General features: G+C 64.9%; 16 protein-coding genes. 9 read left to right on the forward strand and 7 right to left on the reverse strand.

Going from position 1 to position 18,206, the window contains the following annotated elements; genetic code table 11:
* The first annotated feature begins 84 nt into the window (after window positions 1–84).
* Window positions 85–1,266 carry a porin gene (locus WS57_RS16810; protein WP_069244567.1) on the forward strand — a complete coding sequence of 394 codons (1,182 nt, stop codon included), beginning with the start codon at window positions 85–87 and terminating at the stop codon, window positions 1,264–1,266.
* A gap of 143 nt (window positions 1,267–1,409) precedes the next feature.
* Here WS57_RS16810 and WS57_RS16815 read toward each other — a convergent pair whose 3' ends face one another.
* Entirely contained in the window at window positions 1,410–2,372 is a 963-nt protein-coding gene (locus tag WS57_RS16815; RefSeq protein WP_069244568.1) for a PDR/VanB family oxidoreductase, read from the reverse strand.
* Between the two features lie 374 nt (window positions 2,373–2,746).
* Here WS57_RS16815 and WS57_RS16820 point away from each other — a divergent pair, with 374 nt between their 5' ends.
* Together WS57_RS16820 and WS57_RS16825 are read left to right on the forward strand one after the other, a co-directional pair.
* On the forward strand, window positions 2,747–3,541 hold the full coding sequence (locus WS57_RS16820) for an SDR family NAD(P)-dependent oxidoreductase (protein WP_069244569.1): 795 nt from the start codon (window positions 2,747–2,749) through the stop codon (window positions 3,539–3,541).
* Between the two features lie 106 nt (window positions 3,542–3,647).
* Window positions 3,648–5,159 (forward strand): aldehyde dehydrogenase, encoded by a 1,512-nt coding sequence (locus WS57_RS16825; RefSeq protein WP_069244570.1) that lies wholly within the window; start codon window positions 3,648–3,650, stop codon window positions 5,157–5,159.
* A 79-nt stretch (window positions 5,160–5,238) separates the two neighbouring features.
* Here WS57_RS16825 and WS57_RS16830 read toward each other — a convergent pair whose 3' ends face one another.
* Entirely contained in the window at window positions 5,239–6,186 is a 948-nt protein-coding gene (locus WS57_RS16830) for a LysR family transcriptional regulator (RefSeq protein WP_069244571.1), read from the reverse strand.
* 149 nt (window positions 6,187–6,335) lie between these two features.
* Between WS57_RS16830 and WS57_RS16835 the strand changes: the two genes are divergently transcribed.
* Together WS57_RS16835 and WS57_RS16840 are read left to right on the forward strand one after the other, a co-directional pair.
* The gene (locus WS57_RS16835; RefSeq protein WP_059785826.1) at window positions 6,336–7,256 is read left to right on the forward strand and encodes an alpha/beta hydrolase; all 921 of its coding nucleotides are present in this window, start codon (window positions 6,336–6,338) and stop codon (window positions 7,254–7,256) included.
* Window positions 7,257–7,419: 163 nt separating this feature from the next.
* Window positions 7,420–8,055, forward strand: coding sequence for an SDR family oxidoreductase (locus WS57_RS16840; protein ID WP_069244572.1), 636 nt, complete (start codon window positions 7,420–7,422; stop codon window positions 8,053–8,055).
* Window positions 8,056–8,128: 73 nt separating this feature from the next.
* On the opposite strand, the gene WS57_RS16845 is transcribed toward WS57_RS16840, so the two are convergent.
* The 3 genes from WS57_RS16845 to WS57_RS16855 form a co-directional block, all read right to left on the reverse strand.
* Complete coding sequence (locus tag WS57_RS16845) at window positions 8,129–9,442, reverse strand: MFS transporter (RefSeq protein ID WP_059667938.1); 1,314 nt, start codon at window positions 9,440–9,442, stop codon at window positions 8,129–8,131.
* Between the two features lie 215 nt (window positions 9,443–9,657).
* Entirely contained in the window at window positions 9,658–10,605 is a 948-nt protein-coding gene (locus tag WS57_RS16850; protein ID WP_230952669.1) for a LysR family transcriptional regulator, read from the reverse strand.
* 172 nt (window positions 10,606–10,777) lie between these two features.
* The gene (locus tag WS57_RS16855) at window positions 10,778–12,043 is read right to left on the reverse strand and encodes a CaiB/BaiF CoA transferase family protein (RefSeq protein WP_069244573.1); all 1,266 of its coding nucleotides are present in this window, start codon (window positions 12,041–12,043) and stop codon (window positions 10,778–10,780) included.
* Here WS57_RS16855 and WS57_RS37125 point away from each other — a divergent pair.
* The 4 genes from WS57_RS37125 to WS57_RS16870 all read left to right on the forward strand — a co-directional run bounded on the left by WS57_RS37125 (window position 12,026) and on the right by WS57_RS16870 (window position 15,972).
* Window positions 12,026–12,412 (forward strand): hypothetical protein, encoded by a 387-nt coding sequence (locus WS57_RS37125; RefSeq protein WP_155774320.1) that lies wholly within the window; start codon window positions 12,026–12,028, stop codon window positions 12,410–12,412. The two genes, WS57_RS16855 and WS57_RS37125, sit on opposite strands and share 18 nt — an antisense overlap.
* 72 nt (window positions 12,413–12,484) lie before the next feature.
* On the forward strand, window positions 12,485–13,285 hold the full coding sequence (locus WS57_RS16860) for an SDR family NAD(P)-dependent oxidoreductase (RefSeq protein ID WP_069244574.1): 801 nt from the start codon (window positions 12,485–12,487) through the stop codon (window positions 13,283–13,285).
* A 107-nt stretch (window positions 13,286–13,392) separates the two neighbouring features.
* The gene (locus WS57_RS16865) at window positions 13,393–14,448 is read left to right on the forward strand and encodes a zinc-dependent alcohol dehydrogenase family protein (protein ID WP_069244575.1); all 1,056 of its coding nucleotides are present in this window, start codon (window positions 13,393–13,395) and stop codon (window positions 14,446–14,448) included.
* Between the two features lie 63 nt (window positions 14,449–14,511).
* Entirely contained in the window at window positions 14,512–15,972 is a 1,461-nt protein-coding gene (locus tag WS57_RS16870; RefSeq protein WP_069245437.1) for an aldehyde dehydrogenase, read from the forward strand.
* Window positions 15,973–16,060: 88 nt separating this feature from the next.
* Here WS57_RS16870 and WS57_RS16875 read toward each other — a convergent pair whose 3' ends face one another.
* Both WS57_RS16875 and WS57_RS16880 read right to left on the reverse strand, forming a co-directional pair.
* A complete protein-coding gene (locus tag WS57_RS16875) occupies window positions 16,061–16,891 on the reverse strand; it encodes an aspartate/glutamate racemase family protein (RefSeq protein ID WP_009691421.1) in 831 nt (276 codons plus the stop codon).
* A 46-nt stretch (window positions 16,892–16,937) separates the two neighbouring features.
* Window positions 16,938–18,182, reverse strand: coding sequence for an aromatic ring-hydroxylating oxygenase subunit alpha (locus tag WS57_RS16880; RefSeq protein WP_069244576.1), 1,245 nt, complete (start codon window positions 18,180–18,182; stop codon window positions 16,938–16,940).
* Window positions 18,183–18,206: the final 24 nt, after the last annotated feature.

The following is an 18,206-nucleotide window of genomic DNA, read 5'->3' on the forward strand; positions in this document are numbered from 1 at the left end:
AATTAGTTTTCCGGATCAATTGATTGATCGCACCGGCCGCGACGTCACGATACGACCATTCAGAAGAAACTTTGGAGACAGTCAATGAAAAGGACGATTGCGCTTTGCGCAGCGGTGGGTTGCGTCGGCGGTACGGCACATGCGCAGAGCAGCGTACAGTTGTACGGGATTATCGACGAAGGGGTCAACTACGTGAGCAACGCGTCCGGCCATCATCTGTACAGCCTCGCGAGCGGCGTGCTCAACGGCAGCCGCTGGGGGCTGCGCGTGAAGGAGGACCTCGGCGGCGGCTACGGCGCGCTCGCGGTGCTGGAGAACGGCTTCGATCTCAATACCGGCAAGCTCGGCCAGGGCGGTCTCGAATTCGGGCGGCAAGCGTATGTCGGCCTGTCCGGCCCGTACGGCACCGTCACGCTCGGCCGTCAGTACGATTCCGTCGTCGATTCGGTCGGCCTGCTCGAAGCGGGCGATCAGTGGGGCGGTTATCTCGCCGCCCACCCGTCCGACAACGATAACTTCAACAACACCAATCGCGTCAACAACGCGATCAAGTACACCAGCCCGGTTTTCCATGGCCTGACGGCGACCGCACTGTACTCGCTGGGCGGCGTGTCGGGGCATACGGGCCGCAACCAGATCTGGTCGGCCGGCGCCAGCTACACGAACGGCCCGCTGTCGATGGGCGCGGGCTACCTCAACGTGCGCAACCCGAACACGTCGTTCTATGGCGCGGGCGGCACCGTCGCCGCAACCGTGAACGGCGTGCCCGGCTCGAACTTCGGCGCGTCGCCGGTGATTTCCGGTTACGCGTCTGCGCACACGCTGCAGGTGATCGGCACGGGCGCGGCCTACACGATCGGCTCACTGACGCTCGGCGCGACCTATTCGAACACGCAGTTCCGCCATCTCGGCGATACCACGTCGGGCCCCGTGCCCGCCGGCGGCATCAGCGGCACCGCAAAGTTCAACAATGCCGAGCTGAACGTGAAATACCAGATCACGCCGGCCCTCGTGGTTGGCGCGAACTATGTGTATACGAAGAACAGCGGCGCCGATGCGACCGGCGGCGCACACTACAACCAGGCGTCGTTCGGCGCCGACTACTTCCTGTCGAAACGCACCGACGTGTACCTCGTCGGCACCTATCAGCGCGCGAGCGGAACCGATTCGACCGGTCACAGCGCGGTCGCGTCCATCAACCAGCTGACGCCGTCGACGTCGAACCATCAGGTCGCGCTGCGCGTCGCGATGCGGCACAAGTTCTGATGCGCCGCGACGACTTCGGTCGTCGTATCGAAGCGGCGCGCCGCCCGCATCCGCCGGAAACCTCGCGGTGGATGCGGGCGGCGCGTCTTTTTTTCGTTTACCGCAACGACGCGCGCGACCGGTCGTCGCAGCCGGCCCGCCCGCTACAGATCCAGCACCAGCCGCGCCGATTTCGAGCGCGAGCAGCACGGCATGAACTGGTCGTTCGCCACGCGCTCCTCGGCTGTGAGGCAATGGTCGAAATGCTCGGGCTCGCCCGCGAGCACGCGCGTCGCGCAGGTTCCGCACAGGCCCTGCTCGCACGAGGTCTCGATCTCGATGCCGGCTTTCGCGAGCGCCCGCACGACCGATTCGTGCTTCTCGACGACGATCACGCGGCCCGAACTCGCGATCTGCACTTCGAACCGGCCGTCCTGTTCCGTCTGCCGCGCCTCGGCCGCAAAAAACTCGTAATGCAGTTGCGCTTCCGGCCATCCGTTCGCACGCGCGGTTGTCAGCACGGCGTCCATGAAGCCCTTCGGTCCGCAAACGTACAGATGCGTGCCGGGTTCGGGAACGGCGAGTCGCGCCGCGATATCGAAGCGCTGCTCGGCGGCTTCGTCGTCGAAATGAAACTGCACGCGGCCCGCATAGGGCGCGCGCGCGATGTGATCGAGAAACGCCGTGCGCGTGCGCGATCGCGTGCAGTAATGCATGTCGAACGACGCGTCGATGCGCGCGAGCCGTTCCGCCATGCAGAGGATCGGCGTCACGCCGATGCCGCCTGCGAGCAGCAGGCTGTGCTTCGCGTCATGCGCGAGCGGGAAATGGTTCTTCGGCGCGCTGATCGTCAGCGTGTCGCCGATATTCACGCGATCGTGCATGCCGGCCGACCCGCCGCGCGAGTTCGGATCGCGCAGCACGGCAATCCGGTATCGGTGGTTTTCGTCGGGTGCATTGCACAGCGAGTACTGGCGCGTCGGGCCGCCCGGCACGGCCACGTCGATATGCGCGCCGGCCGAGAACGGCGGCAGCGGCCGGCCGTCCGCGCGAACGAGCTCGAAACTGCAGATGTCGGCGGCTTCGTCGTGCCTCGCCGCGACGCGGACCGTCAGTCCGTCGATCATGTTCGTCCCCTCCTCCCTTCGATGGGGGCGATTACAGGGGCGAGGCGGACGTGTGTCAATTCGGCGCGTTTCGACGTTCCGTACTTCGGGGAATCGAACGGCTCGCGACCAGCGACGCGTCCGGGGTCATACGCACTCACGCGTGTGCCGGTTCGAGCGCCCGCGGTTACGTCTCGCGCAGACAACGCGATTCCGTACGATCGCGCAAGAAATGCGAACGCTGCAGCATGGTCCGTGCGACGGCGGCTGCTTAAGATCGGCACGCGACGCCTTCCGCCGGCGCTGCGCTGGCCGCTTGCCGTTTGCGGCTCGCTGCACGGAACGAACGATCGCGACGCGCCGACAGAATCGACCCAACAAGGCAAGGAGACATCATGCAGATCACGCTGGACGGCAAGCTTGCCGTCGTAACGGGCGCCGCGCAGGGCATCGGCCATGCGATCGCGAAGCGGCTCGCGCAGTGCGGCGCCGAGGTTGTCGTCAACGATCTCGACGAGCGGCGGATCGCAACCGCCGTCGACGCGATCCGGGCCGCGATTCCCGGTGCAACGGTGCGCGGCGCGGCCGCCGACCTGTCGTCCGCCGCCGGCTGCAACCGCCTCGTCGAACAGGTGCCCGACTGCGACATTCTCGTGAACAACGCGGCGATCTACGAGACCGCCGATTTCTTCGAAATCCCGGACGCGACCTGGCAGAAGTACCTCGATCTCAACATCATGTCCGGCGTCCGGCTGGCGCGGGCGTACCTGCCTAACATGGGCGCGCGCGACTGGGGACGCGTCGTGTTCATCAGTTCCGAGTGCGGGATCAGCACGCCGCCCGACATGCTGCATTACGCGGTGACCAAGACGGCGCTGCTCGGCCTGTCGCGCGGCCTCGCGAAACGCATGTCTGGAACGGGCGTCACGGTCAACGCGGTCCTTCCGGGGCCGACGCTCAGCGAAGGGGTCGTGGACTTCCTCGAAGCGGAAATCCGCCGTACCGGCAAGACGATCGAAGAACAAGGCGCGGAACTCGTCAAGGCGCTGCGTCCGTCGTCGATCACGCGACGCTTCGCGTCGGTCGACGAAGTGGCCAATCTCGTGCTCTACACGTGCTCGCCGCTCGCGTCGGCGACGACGGGCGCCGCGCTGCGGGCGGACGGCGGCGTCGCCGACACACCGATCTGAGCGGCGATGTTCGCGGACCGGCGCGATGCGCGCGCGACCGCGACGCCATCGCGCCGCACGCCCGGCGCGCTTTCACGAAACACGCATCACCTGACCGGAGTACCGAATGTCGAATGCCTCACAACACGCGGTGACGGATGACACATCATTGCGCCGCTTCGAGCACCTCTATATCGACGGCGCATGGGTGAAGCCAATCGACGGCGAGCTGGTCGAAAGCATCGATCCGGCCACCGGCCGCCCCTGGGCGATCGCTCCGATGGGCGGCCCGCAGGACATCGATCGTGCGGTCGCCGCGGCGCGCGCCGCGTTCGGCCCGTGGCGCCGCACGCCGGGACACGAGCGCGCGGCGCTGCTGCGCCGCCTCGCGGAGCGCTTCAGCGCGGCGGTTCCCGAACTGGCGATCATCGAGTCGCGCGACAACGGCAATCTCGTGCGCGAGCATCGCGCGAGCCTGACTGCGCAGGTGCAGTGGTATCAGTGGTTCGCGTCGCTGGCGGACAAGGCGCAAGGCACCACCATCCCGATCGACGACAGCGTGCACGCGTTCACGACGCGCGTGCCGATCGGCGTGGTAGGCGCGATCATCCCGTGGAATGCGCCGCTGCTCGCCACCTGCCTGAAGATCGGCGCCGCACTCGCGGCCGGCTGCACGGTCGTCGTCAAGCCGGCCGAGCAAACGCCCGTATCGGCGCTCGAGCTTGCGCGCCTCGTCCACGAAGCGGGCTTTCCGCCCGGCGTGTTCAACGTCGTGCCCGGTTACGGGCGTACGGCCGGCGCGCATCTCGTCAAGCATCCGGACGTCGACAAGATCTCGTTTACGGGCGCGAGCCAGACCGCCAAACAGATGGTGCGCGATGGCGCCGACAACCTGAAGCGCTTCACGTTCGAACTCGGCGGCAAGGCGCCGCATATCCTGTTCGCGGACGCCGACCTCGGCAACGCGATCAACGCCGCCACCGCATCCGCATGGCGGCTGACCGGGCAGAGCTGTGCGCTCGGCTCGCGCGTGCTCGTCGAGCGGTCGATCTACGATCGCGTCGTCGACGCGTTCCGCGCACGCGCGAAGTCGGTGCGCGTCGGCATGCCGTCGATCGACACGAATCACATGGGCCCGCAGTCGCATCAGGCGCAGCTCGACAAGACGCTGTCCTACATCGAGATCGGCAAGCAGGACGGCGCAGAACTCGTCGCCGGCGGCCATCGCATCGCGACGCCCGAACTCGCGGACGGCTATTTCGTCGAGCCGACCGTATTCGCCGGCGTCACGAACCGCATGCGCGTCGCGCGCGACGAGATCTTCGGCCCGGTGGCGTCGCTGATTCCGTTCGACGGCGAAGACGAGGCCGTCGCGATCGCAAACGACACGCCGTACGGGTTGACGGCAGGCCTGTGGACGCGCGACGTCGGCCGCGCGCATCGCGTGTCGGGCCGTATCGACGCGGGCATGGTGTGGGTCAATACCTACTCGTTCCTGCGGTGGTCGACGCCGTACGGCGGTTTCAAGGCCAGCGGCTGGGGTCGCGAAAACGGGATCGACGCGCTTGCCCCTTATCTGGAAACCCGCACGACGGTGATCAGCACCACCGGGCAGTTTCCGAACCTGTACGCGGACTGAACGCGCGCGCTCGCGGGCGGACGGCCACAACGAGCGCTTCACTCGGATCGGCTCGCGCCGCCGATACACCGCTTGACGGTCAACGACCGGCGCGCGCCGACTCCAATGGACGTGAAGCCGAAACGGCTTCGCGTTTCTCCACCAGGAAATCGATCAGTGCCCGGACCTTGGCCGGCATCTGGGTCCGCGTCGGCGCATAGACGTAAAAGCCTGCAAAAGGCTTGCACCACGGTCGCAACACGCGGATCAACGCGCCCGAGTCCAGATGCGGCTGCACGGCAATGTCGATGTGCTGGATGAGCCCGACGCCCTGCAGCGCGGCGCGGATCATCCCGTCGTCATCGTTGGTGGTGATGCTGCCGCGCGGCTCCATCGTGAAGGTATGGCCGGCGTCTTCCGGCGACGTGAACTCCCACGGATGAATCGCACCGCCAACCTGCCGGAAGCGCAGGCAATTGTGCTCGGTCAGATCGGTCGGCGTCAGCGGTTCGCCATAGCGCCTGAAATACGCCGGCGTGCCGACCACCGCCATCTCGAGGGCCGGCGTAATGGGCACGGCTATCATGTGCGGCGCAAGGCTCTCGCCGATCCGGATCCCGGCGTCGCAGCCGTCTGCCACGATATTGGCGAGGCCGTCGTCCATGACCAGTTCCAGGCCCAGCCGCGGAAAGCGCGTGCTGAACTCCTCCAGATGCGGCTCGATCAGCGTCTTGGCCGCGACGCGCGACGTGTTCAGACGAATCAATCCCGACGGCTCATCGCGCGCGTCGTGCAGCGCGTCCATGGTTCTTTCGAGCGCGACCAGCGCCGGATACCAGACATCGTAGATCCGTTGCCCTTCCTCGGTCAGCGACATGTCGCGCGTGGTGCGATACAGCAGCTTGACGTTCAGTCGACGCTCGAGCGCTTTCACGTTTTGCGACAGATTGGCGCGCGATACGCCCATTTCGGCAGCGGCTTTCGTAAAGCTGCGATGGTGCGCGACGTGGGCGAACCACGCCAGCGACGGGAGCAGGGACGGATCCATACCGAAGAACATTGTCAATTTGAAAATACCACTGTAGTCGAGATTGCAATCTTTCGGGACGTCAATCGGCTCGCTATATTCAAGTCGTCGTCGCCCGGCCGCAAACGATTCGGCCTTGCGAACCCCCTCACCTCTTGGACGGAGCCGTCATGAAAAGCGTCAAGATCAACCATCAGTATTGGGATATCGCCGCCAACCTCTATTTCCCGCCGAATTTCGACGAAAACAACACGTATCCCGCCATCATCAGCGCGCACCCGATCGGCAGTTGCAAGGAGCAGACGTCGGGGAACGTGTATGGTGAGGCGCTGGCCCGCGAAGGCTTCGTCGTCATCGCATTCGATGCGAGCTTTCAAGGCGACAGCGGCGGCGAGCCGCGCTATATCGAGGATCCGACCTTGCGCGTCGAGGATTTTCGCGTCGTCTGCGACTACCTCGTGACGCTGCCGTATGTCGACGAAAACCGCATCGGCGTGCTGGGCATCTGCGGCGGTGGCGGCTATGCGATCAACGCGGCGATGACCGAGCGCCGCATCCGGGCAGTGGGCACGGTCACCGGCGCCAACTACGGCCGCCTGATGCGCGAGGGCTTCAGCAACTACGATCCGATCGGCGCGCTCGAGGCGATGGCCAAACAGCGCACCGCGGAAGCGCGAGGTGCTGCGCTGCGTGTCGACGACCTGCTGCCGCCGTCGCCGGAGGCCGCCCGGGAAGCGGGCCTGACCGAAGTCGATCTCTATGGTGCGACCGAATACTATCGGTCGGACCGCGGCCGCGCGCCGAACGGCGTCAACCGTTCGCTGTACTCGCATCAGGCCGCCGCCGTGGGCTGGGACGCGTTCCATCTGTGCGAAACGTTGCTCACGCAACCGCTGATGGTCGTGGTCGGCGACAAGGTCGGTGCGTTCGGCGCATACCGCGATGGCTGCGAAATCATCGGTCGTGCGGCGTCGAAGAAGAAGGAACTGGTGGTGGTCGAAGGCTGGTCTCACTACGATCTGTACGACAAACCCGAACCCGTCGGCAAGGCGCTCGCCAAACTGATTCCGTTCTACAAGGAAAACCTGTAATCGAGCGGTGCCGGCATCGTGCGCCGCGAGGCGTGCATGCCACGTCGACACGAGCGCGCGTGCGCCGCACGACGTCCGCTCGCGCCCGCGCATCGGCAGGTTTTCATCCGAACCTCTATCCGCGCGTCGCGCGGACTTCGCTGTCAGAACCCGGAACACCATCATGACCAAGGTATTGATCCTCGGCGCAAGCGGACAGATTGCCCGCTGGGCCGTCCAGATGCTCGGCACGAAAAGCGGCGTCACGCAGACACTGCTCGTGCGCAATCCCAGAAAGCTGGCCGGCAACGAGCCGGCCAACGCGAACGTCGTGATCGGCGACGTGCTCGACAAGAAACTGTTGCCGCGGATCGTCGAAGGACACGACGTCGTGTACGCGAACCTGTCCGGCGACGTGGATACGCAAACCGAACACATTCTGGTCGCGATGAAGGCCGCCCATGTCCGTCGATTGATCTTCGTCAACTCGCTCGGCATCTACGACGAGGTGCCCGGCAAGTTCGGCGAATGGAATCGCCGGGAGATCGGTCAGTATCTGCCGCCTTATCGCCGGTCCGCCGACCTGATCGAGGCGTCGGACGTGGATTACACGATCCTGCGCGCAGCGTGGCTGCAGAACGACGACGAGGTCAGTTACGAGCTCACCGCACGAGACGCGCCGTTCAAGGGCACCGAAGTGTCCCGGAAGAGCGTAGCTTCGCTCGTCGTCGATCTCATCGAACATCCGGACAGGCTGAAACGCGCCAACGTCGGCGTCAGCAAGCCGGGCACCGACGGCGACAAACCCGCTTTCATATGACGCCGCAACGCGACCCGATCGATAGCAACGTGCACGTGTCGTGACGATGCGTCCGGCACGACACGCGTCACGGTCAGGCCTCCGCGTACGACGCATTCAACTGCGCCCGCCTCGGAATCCGCGTCACCATCAGCGCGGCGATCGCGGACGGAATCGCGAAGACGTAGAAATGCCAGGACTGTCCGAGATTCGATCCGACGACCCAGCCGCCGATCATCGGGCCCAGCACCGAGCCGATCCGGCCGAGGCCCTGCGCCGTGCCGATCGCCGAACCGCGGCACGATGCGGGGAAATACGCTGCGATATAGCCGTAGCCGAGCGTGGTCGATCCGATCGAGCCGAGTCCCGCGCCGAATACCGCAAGCATCAGCCAGCCGTACTCGGGCTTCTGGCTCAGTGCGAGCAACGAAAGCGCGCACACGACGAAGAACGCGACGAGTATCTTTCGGGACCCCACTCGATCGGCGAGCCATGCACCGAACAGATTGCCGGCAACTGCGCCGAACTGCATCACCAGCAGAAAATGCAGCGACGATCCGAGCGGATAACCGGCCTTGCGCATCAGCGTCGGCAGCCAGACGTTCATCCCGTAGACGACGATCTGACCGCAGAAGCACACGATCGCGAACAGCAGCACCGCAGAGCGCCATTCCGTCGACATCAACAGCCGGAAGCCGCGCAGTTCTCCAGCGCCGGCATGCGACCACGCCTGGTTTTTGTGTTCGGCCAGCACACGATCGAAATCGATCGAGTAGCGAGCCGCCAATGCACGCGCTTCGTCCATCCGGTTGCGATCGACCAGAAAATTGACCGATTCCGGCAGGAAGAAGACCATCAGAGGCAGCACGACAACGTACAGCGCGCCCGCCCCGTAAAGCACCCGCCAGCCATGGCTCTGCAGCAGCGCAATGGCGAGCAGCGCGCAAATCACGCCGCCGACCGCGTAACCGGTGAGCGCCAGCGCGTTATAGAGCTGCCGCCGATTTCTCGGCGCATATTCGACCGTCAGCGCGACCGACGACGGCACGACGCTCCCGAGCCCGATGCCGGTCAGGAAACGGGCGATACCCAACTGGGTCGGCGAATGAGCCAGCGCGCAGAGCAGCGAACCGACGGAAAACCAGAACACGCCGGCCATGATCAGCTTGCGTCGCCCGATGCGATCGGACAGCGAGCCCGCACCAAACAGACCGAGCATCAGCCCGGCCAGCGTCCAGCTACCGATCATGCCGGCTCCGGCGGCCGTGAGGCCCCAGCCGGGCTCCGCAAGCAAGGCCGAAACCGTTGCACCGTAGACGATCAGATCGTAGCCGTCGACGGCGATCGTCATGAAGCACAAGATGACTACGAGCAAACTGCTGCGAGTCGCGATGGAAGAATCGTTCACGTCGTCTCCTATTTCATTGATGGAATCCCGTTATAAATCGGGATTTTTGTTTTCGCCTTAAATGTAGAGATCCGAAATGTCTCGTCCAAGTGATCGATTTCGAAACACCGGTTCGGCGCATTCGAATCGATGAATTCGTCATCGGGAAAACCGCAGCGGACCACGCGTACCGCGACGGACTATCCGGCCGGATGCCGCGCAACGCCGGACGAAAATCAGCGATCGGTCAACTGTGCAACGAACGCTTTCGTGGCTGCCGGCAGCGAATCGCCGCGCTTCGTGCCGATGCAAAGCCGGCGCAACGCCCATTGCTCATCCAGTGCGACGAGCGTCACTTTGGCGAAGTCCTCGAGCGGCAGCATGCTTTCGGGATGAATCGTCACGCCGAGGCCGGCCTTGACGAGACTGCGAGCCGCTTCGATCGTACTGACGCGATACTTCACGACCAGTTCGTGCCCCAGCGCGGCTGCCGCGTTTTTCAGCTGCGTCATCATCGAAGTCGTCGCCGACAGGCCGATGATGTTCTGCTCGAGCAAGTCGCGTGTTGTCACGCTCGCGCGTTCGCTGAGCATATGTCCTTTCGGCACGACGGCAACCAGCCGGTCGGTTCGATACTCGATGACCTCGAGCGCATCGCGGTCGATATCGTCGGTGGCGTAGAACATCGCCACATCGGCCTTGCCGCTCACGACGGCGCCGACCACGCTGGAATTCGCATCCTCCTGCAGTTCGATATCGACCAGCGGAAAGTCCCGCGTGAATTCGGCGATTTCGCGTGCCAGGAATTGAACGATGATCGTGCTGGTGGAACTGATGCGGATCTGGCCTCGCACGCCTTCGGTGAACTCGGCGACTTCGCGGCGCATCACGTCGAGATTGTCGAACAGCAAGCGCACATGTCGCGCCAGCACTTCGCCGGCGGCGCTCGGCACCATGCCGCCCGGCAGCCGCTCGAAGAGATCGATGCCGGCAATCTCCTCGAGATCCTGGATCCGTCTCGTCGCAGCCGACGGCGTGATGTTCTCCCGCAGCGCCGCGCGACGCATCTGCTGTTCCTCGACGACGGTGAGAAACAACCGCAACGTGAACAGGTCGACGCGTCTCGTCAAATTGTGGAGACTGAGCCCTGCCATTTCCCCTCCATGATCATCCGGTGCGGCCATATCGAACACCCAGGACGGAAAGACTATGCCGGTGGGGGAGCCGACGTCAATCGGGACGTGGGCGCTATCCGATCGGGCCGCTGCCGCGAGAAGATCCGGTCTCGCCGGACGGCATCACGCGCGCCCACCGACGCGCAGCCCGGTCCGGCTGCATAGCGTCGTCATGCCGGATTCAGATGACGTTCATTTCCCGTAATCTTGCAATTTCGCCGTCGTTCATGCCGAGCCATTCGTGCAGCACGCCGGAATTGTGTTCGCCGAGGTTCGGCGGCGACTTGGCCTCCGGCTCGAGCACGTCCGACATCTTGATCGGGTTCCCCGCGACATGAATGGGCCCCCACACCGGATCGTCGAGCGTCATCAGCATCTTTCGCGCGGCAACGTGCGGGCAGTCGAACAGGTCGGGCACATCGTTGACGGTCGAACACGGCACACCGCCTGCACGCAGCGTCGCCAGCGCCGTTTCGCGCGAGCGGTCCGCGAGCCACGCATCGATCTCGACGTTCAGCGCGTCCAGATGCCGCTTGCGCGACACGCCATCGGCGAATCTCGGGTCGCTCGTCAGTTCCGGACGACCGATCACGTCGGCGAACCGCTTCCAGATGTGTTCGCCCAGCACCGCGATGACGATGTAGCCATCCTTTGCGCGATAGGTGCCGAACGGCGCCGTGACGGCATGCACGCCGGGTGGCGACGTCTGCTTCGTCGCGGAATACATCGTGACCGATATTTCGTTGAGAATCAGCGACGCGTCGTACATCGAGATATCGATTTTCTTGCCCCTTCCCGTGCGGTGCCGGTGCAGCAGCGCCAGCACGACGCCGTAGAGCGCCAGGATGCCGCACTGGATATCGGCCAGCGAAAAGCCCAGATAGGTCGGGCGGTCGCCGGTCCGTTCGGGACGATACATGAGGCCGCTCATGGCCTGCCCCACGATATCGAACGCGGGAAAGTCGCCGTACGGGCTGGGCAGGATATCGTCGTGCCCGAAACCGGAAATGGCGCCATAGATCAGACGCGGGTTGATCTCGCTCAGCGCCGCGTAACCGAGTCCGAGCCGGTCCATCACGTTCGGCCGCAGGTTCTCGATCACGACGTCGGCCTGTGCCGCAAGTGCCGTGAAGATGCGCCGCCCCTCGTCGTGCTTCAGATCGAGCGTGACGCTCTTCTTGTTCCGGTTGGTCCGCAGGAACGCGAGCCCGCTCGGCTTGCCGTCGGCGCCCGCTTTGACTGGGCTCGTGCCGCGCGCAAAATCGCCGCCCTCGCGCCTCTCGATCTTGACGACTTCCGCTCCCGCGTCCGCCAGCCACATCGAAGCAAACGGCGCCGCGATGAAGTTCTCGACCGTCAGCACGCGGATGCCGGCCAACGGCCGTTCCGCGCCGACTTTCGAGCCGGTTTCCGAGCCGACCCGCGAGTCGTGAAGTACCGCGTCCATCCTGTCTCCTTTTCATTCGTCTGCTGCTGTTTTCGCGCGCCGATCGAAACGGGCGTCGATTTCACCTGGCTCGTCAATGACCGGCATCGCCTGATAGGGACGATGTTAGGTGAGTCGAGCGCGTCGCTCAAATGCGGATTCGCGAAGCCGGCGTTGCAGTTTCGAGAACGGCCCGAGCCGCATGCACGCTGCGGCGCACCGCAGCACGGCGCCATCCGGCGCCGGTTCGAAAAAGCGCAACGCGTCATTCGAGAAACAGCACTCGAATTCGCGCTGCCTCGTCCCTACCATTGCTCAAACAGACAGGCGACGGCCGCGGCTCCCGCGGGCTTTCACGCAATCCATGCCGCCCGATTCTTCTGCGGATAGGCACGCAGCGCGCGCACTCGACACCGACCATGCGTCCGAACCCAATTTTCACTGTCCTGAAGGCAATTTTCGATGAGCAGTCTTGAAGGGAAAGTAGCCATCGTCACCGGCGGCACCGGTGGCATCGGCAAAGGCATCGCATTGCAGCTCGCTGCGCGTGGCGCGACGGTCGTGATCAGCGGCCGCAACGCGGCCAAGGCCGAGGCGGTGCTGGCCGAGCTGCGGCAAGCCGGCGGTCAGGCCGATTTTCTGGCCGGCGACGTGCGCTCGAAGGCCGACATGGACGCGTTGGCCGCGGAAACGGCCCGCCGCCACGGCGGCATCGACATCGTCGTCGCTAATGCCGGCGGCAACGACGACGAGGCGCGCTCCCCGCAGGTCCGCGGCGCATTCGCCGACATCGACCTGGCGCGCGTCGCGGCGCTGGTTGCCGAGAATACGGCCGCCAAGCTGTTCCCGGTCCAGGCTGCGCTGCCCCATATGCGCGCGCGCGGCGGCGGCAGCGTGATCTTCGTGACGTCGGAAGGCGGCCGCGTCCCGACGCCGGGCCAGACCGCCGTGTCGACCTTTGCCGGCGGCCTGATTCGCGCGAGCAAGGTAATCGCGAAGGAACTGGCGCTCGACCGGATCCGCGTCAACTGCGTATGCGTGACGGTCGTGCGCGACAGCCCGTCGTGGGAAGCCGTGTTCGGCGCCGACAGCACGGTATCGGAACACCACCGCAAACAATACGAAAAGATCGTCGCCGGCTGCCCGCTCGGTGTGGCCGCGCCGGCCGACATCGGGCAGGTCGTCGCTTTCCTGGCATCGAGCGAGTCGGCCTATCTGACCGGCGCCACGCTGAGCCCGACCGGCGGGCTGACCGTTCATTGATCGTGCCGGCGCGTCGCGCCCCAACTCATCGCGCCGGTATCTTCGATGCCTCGCGCAACGGGCGAAACGCACACGTCGGTTCCAGCACCCGCATTCGGAGAACGCTCATGCGCGGCATGGTTTTTCAGGGCAATTGCAAGGTCGACGTACTCGATTTCGACGATCCCGTTCCGGGATACGGAGAAGCCGTCATCGAAATGAAGGCGTCGGGCATGTGCGGCACCGACCTTCACTACTACCGCCACGGGATGGCCGAGTCGTTGAGCATGCTCGGCATGCGCGACCGGATGGAATCCGATCTCGTGATCGGCGGACACGAACCTTGCGGGGTGGTCGCTGCGCTCGGGCCCGGCGTCGATCCGGCGATGTTCCGGCCCGGCGACCGCGTGATGGTCTTTCACTACGCAGGCTGCAGTTGCTGCGATCACTGCCGCACCGGCTGGACCCAGCTGTGCGATCACGGCGCGCGCATCTACGGCGTGCTGAGTCACGGCGGCCACGCGAGCTACATGAAGGTGCCGGTGTCGTCGCTGGTCCATCTGCCGCAGGAAGTGTCGTTCAAGGGCGGTGCGGCCATTGCGTGCGGCACCGGCACCGCATACGGCGCGCTGTTGCGCCTGGATATCAGCGCGCGCGACACGCTTGCCGTCTACGGCCTGGGCCCGGTCGGTCTGTCCACCGCGCAACTCGCCGCCGCGATGGGTATCGAGGTGTTCGGCATCGACATCAATCCGGTTCGCGTCGAACGCGCGAAAGCCTTCGGCGTCGCGCACGGCATCGACGCCAGCCAGGTCGATCCGGTCGCCGAGATCCACAAGCTGACCGGTGGAACAGGCGTGTCCTGCGCAGTCGAATGCGCCGGCGGAGAGTTGCCGCGCGCGCAGGCCATACGCAGCACGAAAGTATGGGGACGTGTGGCGCTCGTCGCAGTCGGCGGCAATCTGACCGTGGATGCGATGAAGGACCTGATCGGCAAGCAACGGACGCTGATCGGCTCCTTTACCTTCTCCGAAGTCGGCATGACGGACTGCGCGCGTTTCATCGCCGACCACGGCGTCGAGGTAGACCAGCTCTTTACCGACGAGTGGCGGCTCGAACAAGCCGGTGAGGCCTATGCGCACTTCAATCAGCAAACGAGTGGCAAAGGCGTCATCGTATTTTGACGGCACGCGCCGCGTGCCGTCCGTAATCGGAACCTACCGTCAGTGACGGCCATGGAGAAGCAGATGACCAAGAGAACGATCGACCTCAAGCATCCTCGAGCGTTCTATATCGGCGGGCAATGGGTGGAACCGTCCACCGCCGAAACGTTCGATGTGCTCGACTGTTCGACGGAAGAAGTCGTGGCGACCGTCGCGAAAGCCGCGTCCGCGGACATGCAGCGCGCCATCGCGGCAGCGCGCGACGCGTTCGACAATGGCCCGTGGCCGCGGATGACGCCGCAGGAGCGCGCGGTCTATCTCGGCAAGTTCGCGGAACGTCTCGAAGCGCTGAACGACGCGTTCGCACGCATCTGGTCGATCGAGACCGGAATCGTCTATAAGGTCGCGCAACCGCGTATCGGGCTGTTCATCAGCGGCGCATTCCGCCAGTACGCGGAGATGGCATCGACCTTTCCGTTCATCGAGGAGCACCGGTCGGTGACCGGCAACCTCGGCTATCGCGTCTACGAGCCGGTCGGCGTCGTCGGCGAAATCATTCCGTGGAACGGCCCGGCCGGGTTGATGGCGTACAAGACCGCCCCTGCGCTGCTCGCCGGCTGCACGCTGGTGATCAAGTCGTCGCCCGAAGCGCCCTGCTCTGCTTACCTGTTCGCCGAGATATGCGAAGAAATCGGTTTGCCGCCCGGCGTGGTCAATGTCGTGACGGCCGATCGCGACGTGTCCGAGGAACTGGTCCGCCACCCCGGCGTCGACAAGATCACATTCACGGGATCCACCTCTGCGGGCCGCCGGATTGCTTCGATCGCCGGCGACCGGATCGCGCGCGTCACGCTCGAGCTCGGCGGAAAATCGCCCGCCGTCGTGCTTGACGACTATGACATCGAGACTGCGGCAAACGTGCTCGGCACCTCCTATTTCGGCTACAACACCGGGCAGATCTGCCACAGTCTAACGCGCGTGATCGTCCCGCGTGCGAAGCACGACACGATGGTCGAGGCGCTGTCGAACATCGCCGCACGGATCGTGGTCGGCGATCCGTTCGCGCCGGACACGACCTCCGGCCCGCTCGCGAGCGCCCGCCAGCGTGAGACCGTCGAGCGCTACGTCGCGAAGGGCATCGCCGAAGGGGCCACGCTTGCCGCCGGCGGCAAGCGGCCGGCCGCGCTGCCGCGCGGCTTCTTCTTCGAGCCGACGGTGTTCGGCAATGTCGACAATCGCTCGACCATCGCGCAGGAAGAGATCTTCGGGCCGGTGTTGAGCGTCATTCCGGCCGACGACGAGGCGAGCGCGATCCGGATCGCGAACGACACACCGTTCGGCCTGAATGCCGCGGTCTTCACGAACGACAGTGACCGCGCGCTGCACGCGGCGCGGCAGATCCGTTCGGGCACGGTCAGCCATAATGGACCGCGCACCGATTTCTCGATCGGCTTCGGCGGCTTCAAGCAGTCTGGCATTGGCCGCGAAGGCGGCGTCGAAGGCTTGACCGCGTTCATGGAATCGAAAACCATCGTCATGGCTTGAGCGCGGACGATGCATCGGCGCCGGCGATGCACGGACTCCCCGTCCGCGCATCGCTTTGGCGCAACCCTTACGAATCGCCGCGCCGGCTTCAAGCGACGAGCTTCTTCCCCATTGCCTGAAGTTCTTCGAGGATATGAGCGGGCGTCGTCCGATACGCGCCGGTCACGGCCTCCGACTTGGTCAGGCCGAGGCTTCTGCGCAGGTCGACCATCGCTTCGGCCAGTTTCACCATCGCCGCCGGCCCCATGATCACCGGCACGCCCGTATCGCGCACCTCGCGATAGCCGGCCAGCCCCAGCAACGCGCCGCCGGGGTTGCAGCCGCACAGCACGGTATCGGCGCCGTCGCGCACGCAGGCCTGGGCGGCCTCGTCGAACATCTCGATCCAGCGCTCGGGCCGCCCCTTCGCCGCGTCGACGATCGCCAGCCAGCACGACGGGTCGAGCGCGCGCACCGGCCGGTCCCGAATCGCGCGATCCGCCCAGCCGTGCTGACGGATATGCGCTTCGAACGGCTCGACGAACGACGGCGCGATCGTCACCCAGGCGAAGCGCTTGCCGACCAGCTGCGCCATCAGCATCGTCGATTCCGCGCCGCCGAGTACCGGCATCCGGACCGTCTGCCGACATTCCTGCGAATACGCGTCGATGATGCAGACGCCGGCCAGCGCCGCATCGAATCCTTCGCGCTCGGCCTCGACGACGCGGTTGACGACCTGCACCTTCGTGACCGCGCGCGGGTAGATCAGATTATTCGCAAACGAACGCGGCGCTTCCTCCATGTAGCGCAGCGTGATCTCGGTATCGGGCCTCGCAACCTGATGCGCGAACTTCAGCATCGCCGCATAGGTTTCGGTCACCCCCTCGAAGTCCGCATCGTTCGAGCGGTTTTCGGCCTGCCACAGAATTCTCGTTCCCATCGTTCTCCTCCTTTTCACCGCACTGGATAGCTGAAATCGGGCCGACCTACGCGAGCGCATCCTTCATCGTCACGGCGTTCGACCATTTGACGACCTGTTCGAGCGAATGCCGGCACAGCACCTCGCTCTCGTTGAAATGAACGAAGGGCTTCGCGCCCGATGCCATCCCGACCTGCATGCTCTCGATGTTGCCGAGATCCTCGAGCATCGAATCGGTGATCTGCGACGTGAAGTGCTCGAGCTGCAGCCGATCGCGCACGGTCGCGGCCTTCTTGTAATAGAAGCGTGCTTCCCAGACGGTCGTCGATGCCGAGGTCGGCCAGAATTCGTGCGTCCAGAACTGGTTCGCGGAAATCTGCAGATGCCAGTTCGGAAAGAACCAGTTGACGTCGCTCGCCCAGTTCGCGTCCTTCGTCGGATTCACGTGCTTGTGCTCGACGACCGAATTGGTCTGCCCGGCCTTGCGCGTGCCCGTCACCGAGTGGTCGGCCGAGAACAGCCATTTCCCGACCTTCGAATCGGCGAACGGCTGCGCGAGCGGGTTCAGCCACCACGACATCGAGCGGTGCGGGCCGTGAAGCCGCACGCTGATCGGGCGCCCGAACGGACTGGCCGGCCCGGTGTAGAACGGCGCCAGTGTCCGGGGATGAATCGACGCGACGTGATAGGCCTCGCTGAAGTTTTCGGCGACGGCCTTCCAGTTCGCCTTGAACTCGCCGCGCAGCACGATCGGATGATCGGGATTCTGGTATTCGATACCGGCCAGCGCGTCGGCCACCGGCCCGAGGAATTCCCGCAGCGTGACTTCCGGCTCCGGCGCCACGTTGATGAAGATCCAACCCTCCCAGATCTCCAGCGCGACTGGTGTCAGCCCGCATTTTTTCCGGTCGAGGCCGAAGAAGCCGGCTTCGTCGGGAACGTTCGCGAGCGCGCCGGCGTTGTCGTAGCTCCAGCTGTGATAGCGGCAGACGAAACGCTTCGCGTTGCCTGACGCGCGATATTCGACGATGTTCGCGCGATGCGCGCAGACATTGTGGAACGCACGGACTTTGCCGTCCGCCGCGCGCGCGACGATGATCGACGCATCGACGACCGCGAGGTCCTTCACGAAGAAATCACCGGGATTCGGAATGCGTTCGACACGCCCGACCATGAGCCATGCGCGTCGGAAAATCTGCTTGCGTTCGAGCTCGAACTGCGCCGCGTCGGTATAGAGCGAGGTAGGCATCGCGTCGGTGCCGAGGCCGACGGCACGCGTCAGGCCCGGATTGAAATCGGTCGGATGATTCATGCTGACTCCTGCTGATGAATGAAG

This window comes from Burkholderia pseudomultivorans, assembly GCF_001718415.1.
In the GTDB taxonomy this organism is placed as follows: domain Bacteria; phylum Pseudomonadota; class Gammaproteobacteria; order Burkholderiales; family Burkholderiaceae; genus Burkholderia; species Burkholderia pseudomultivorans_A.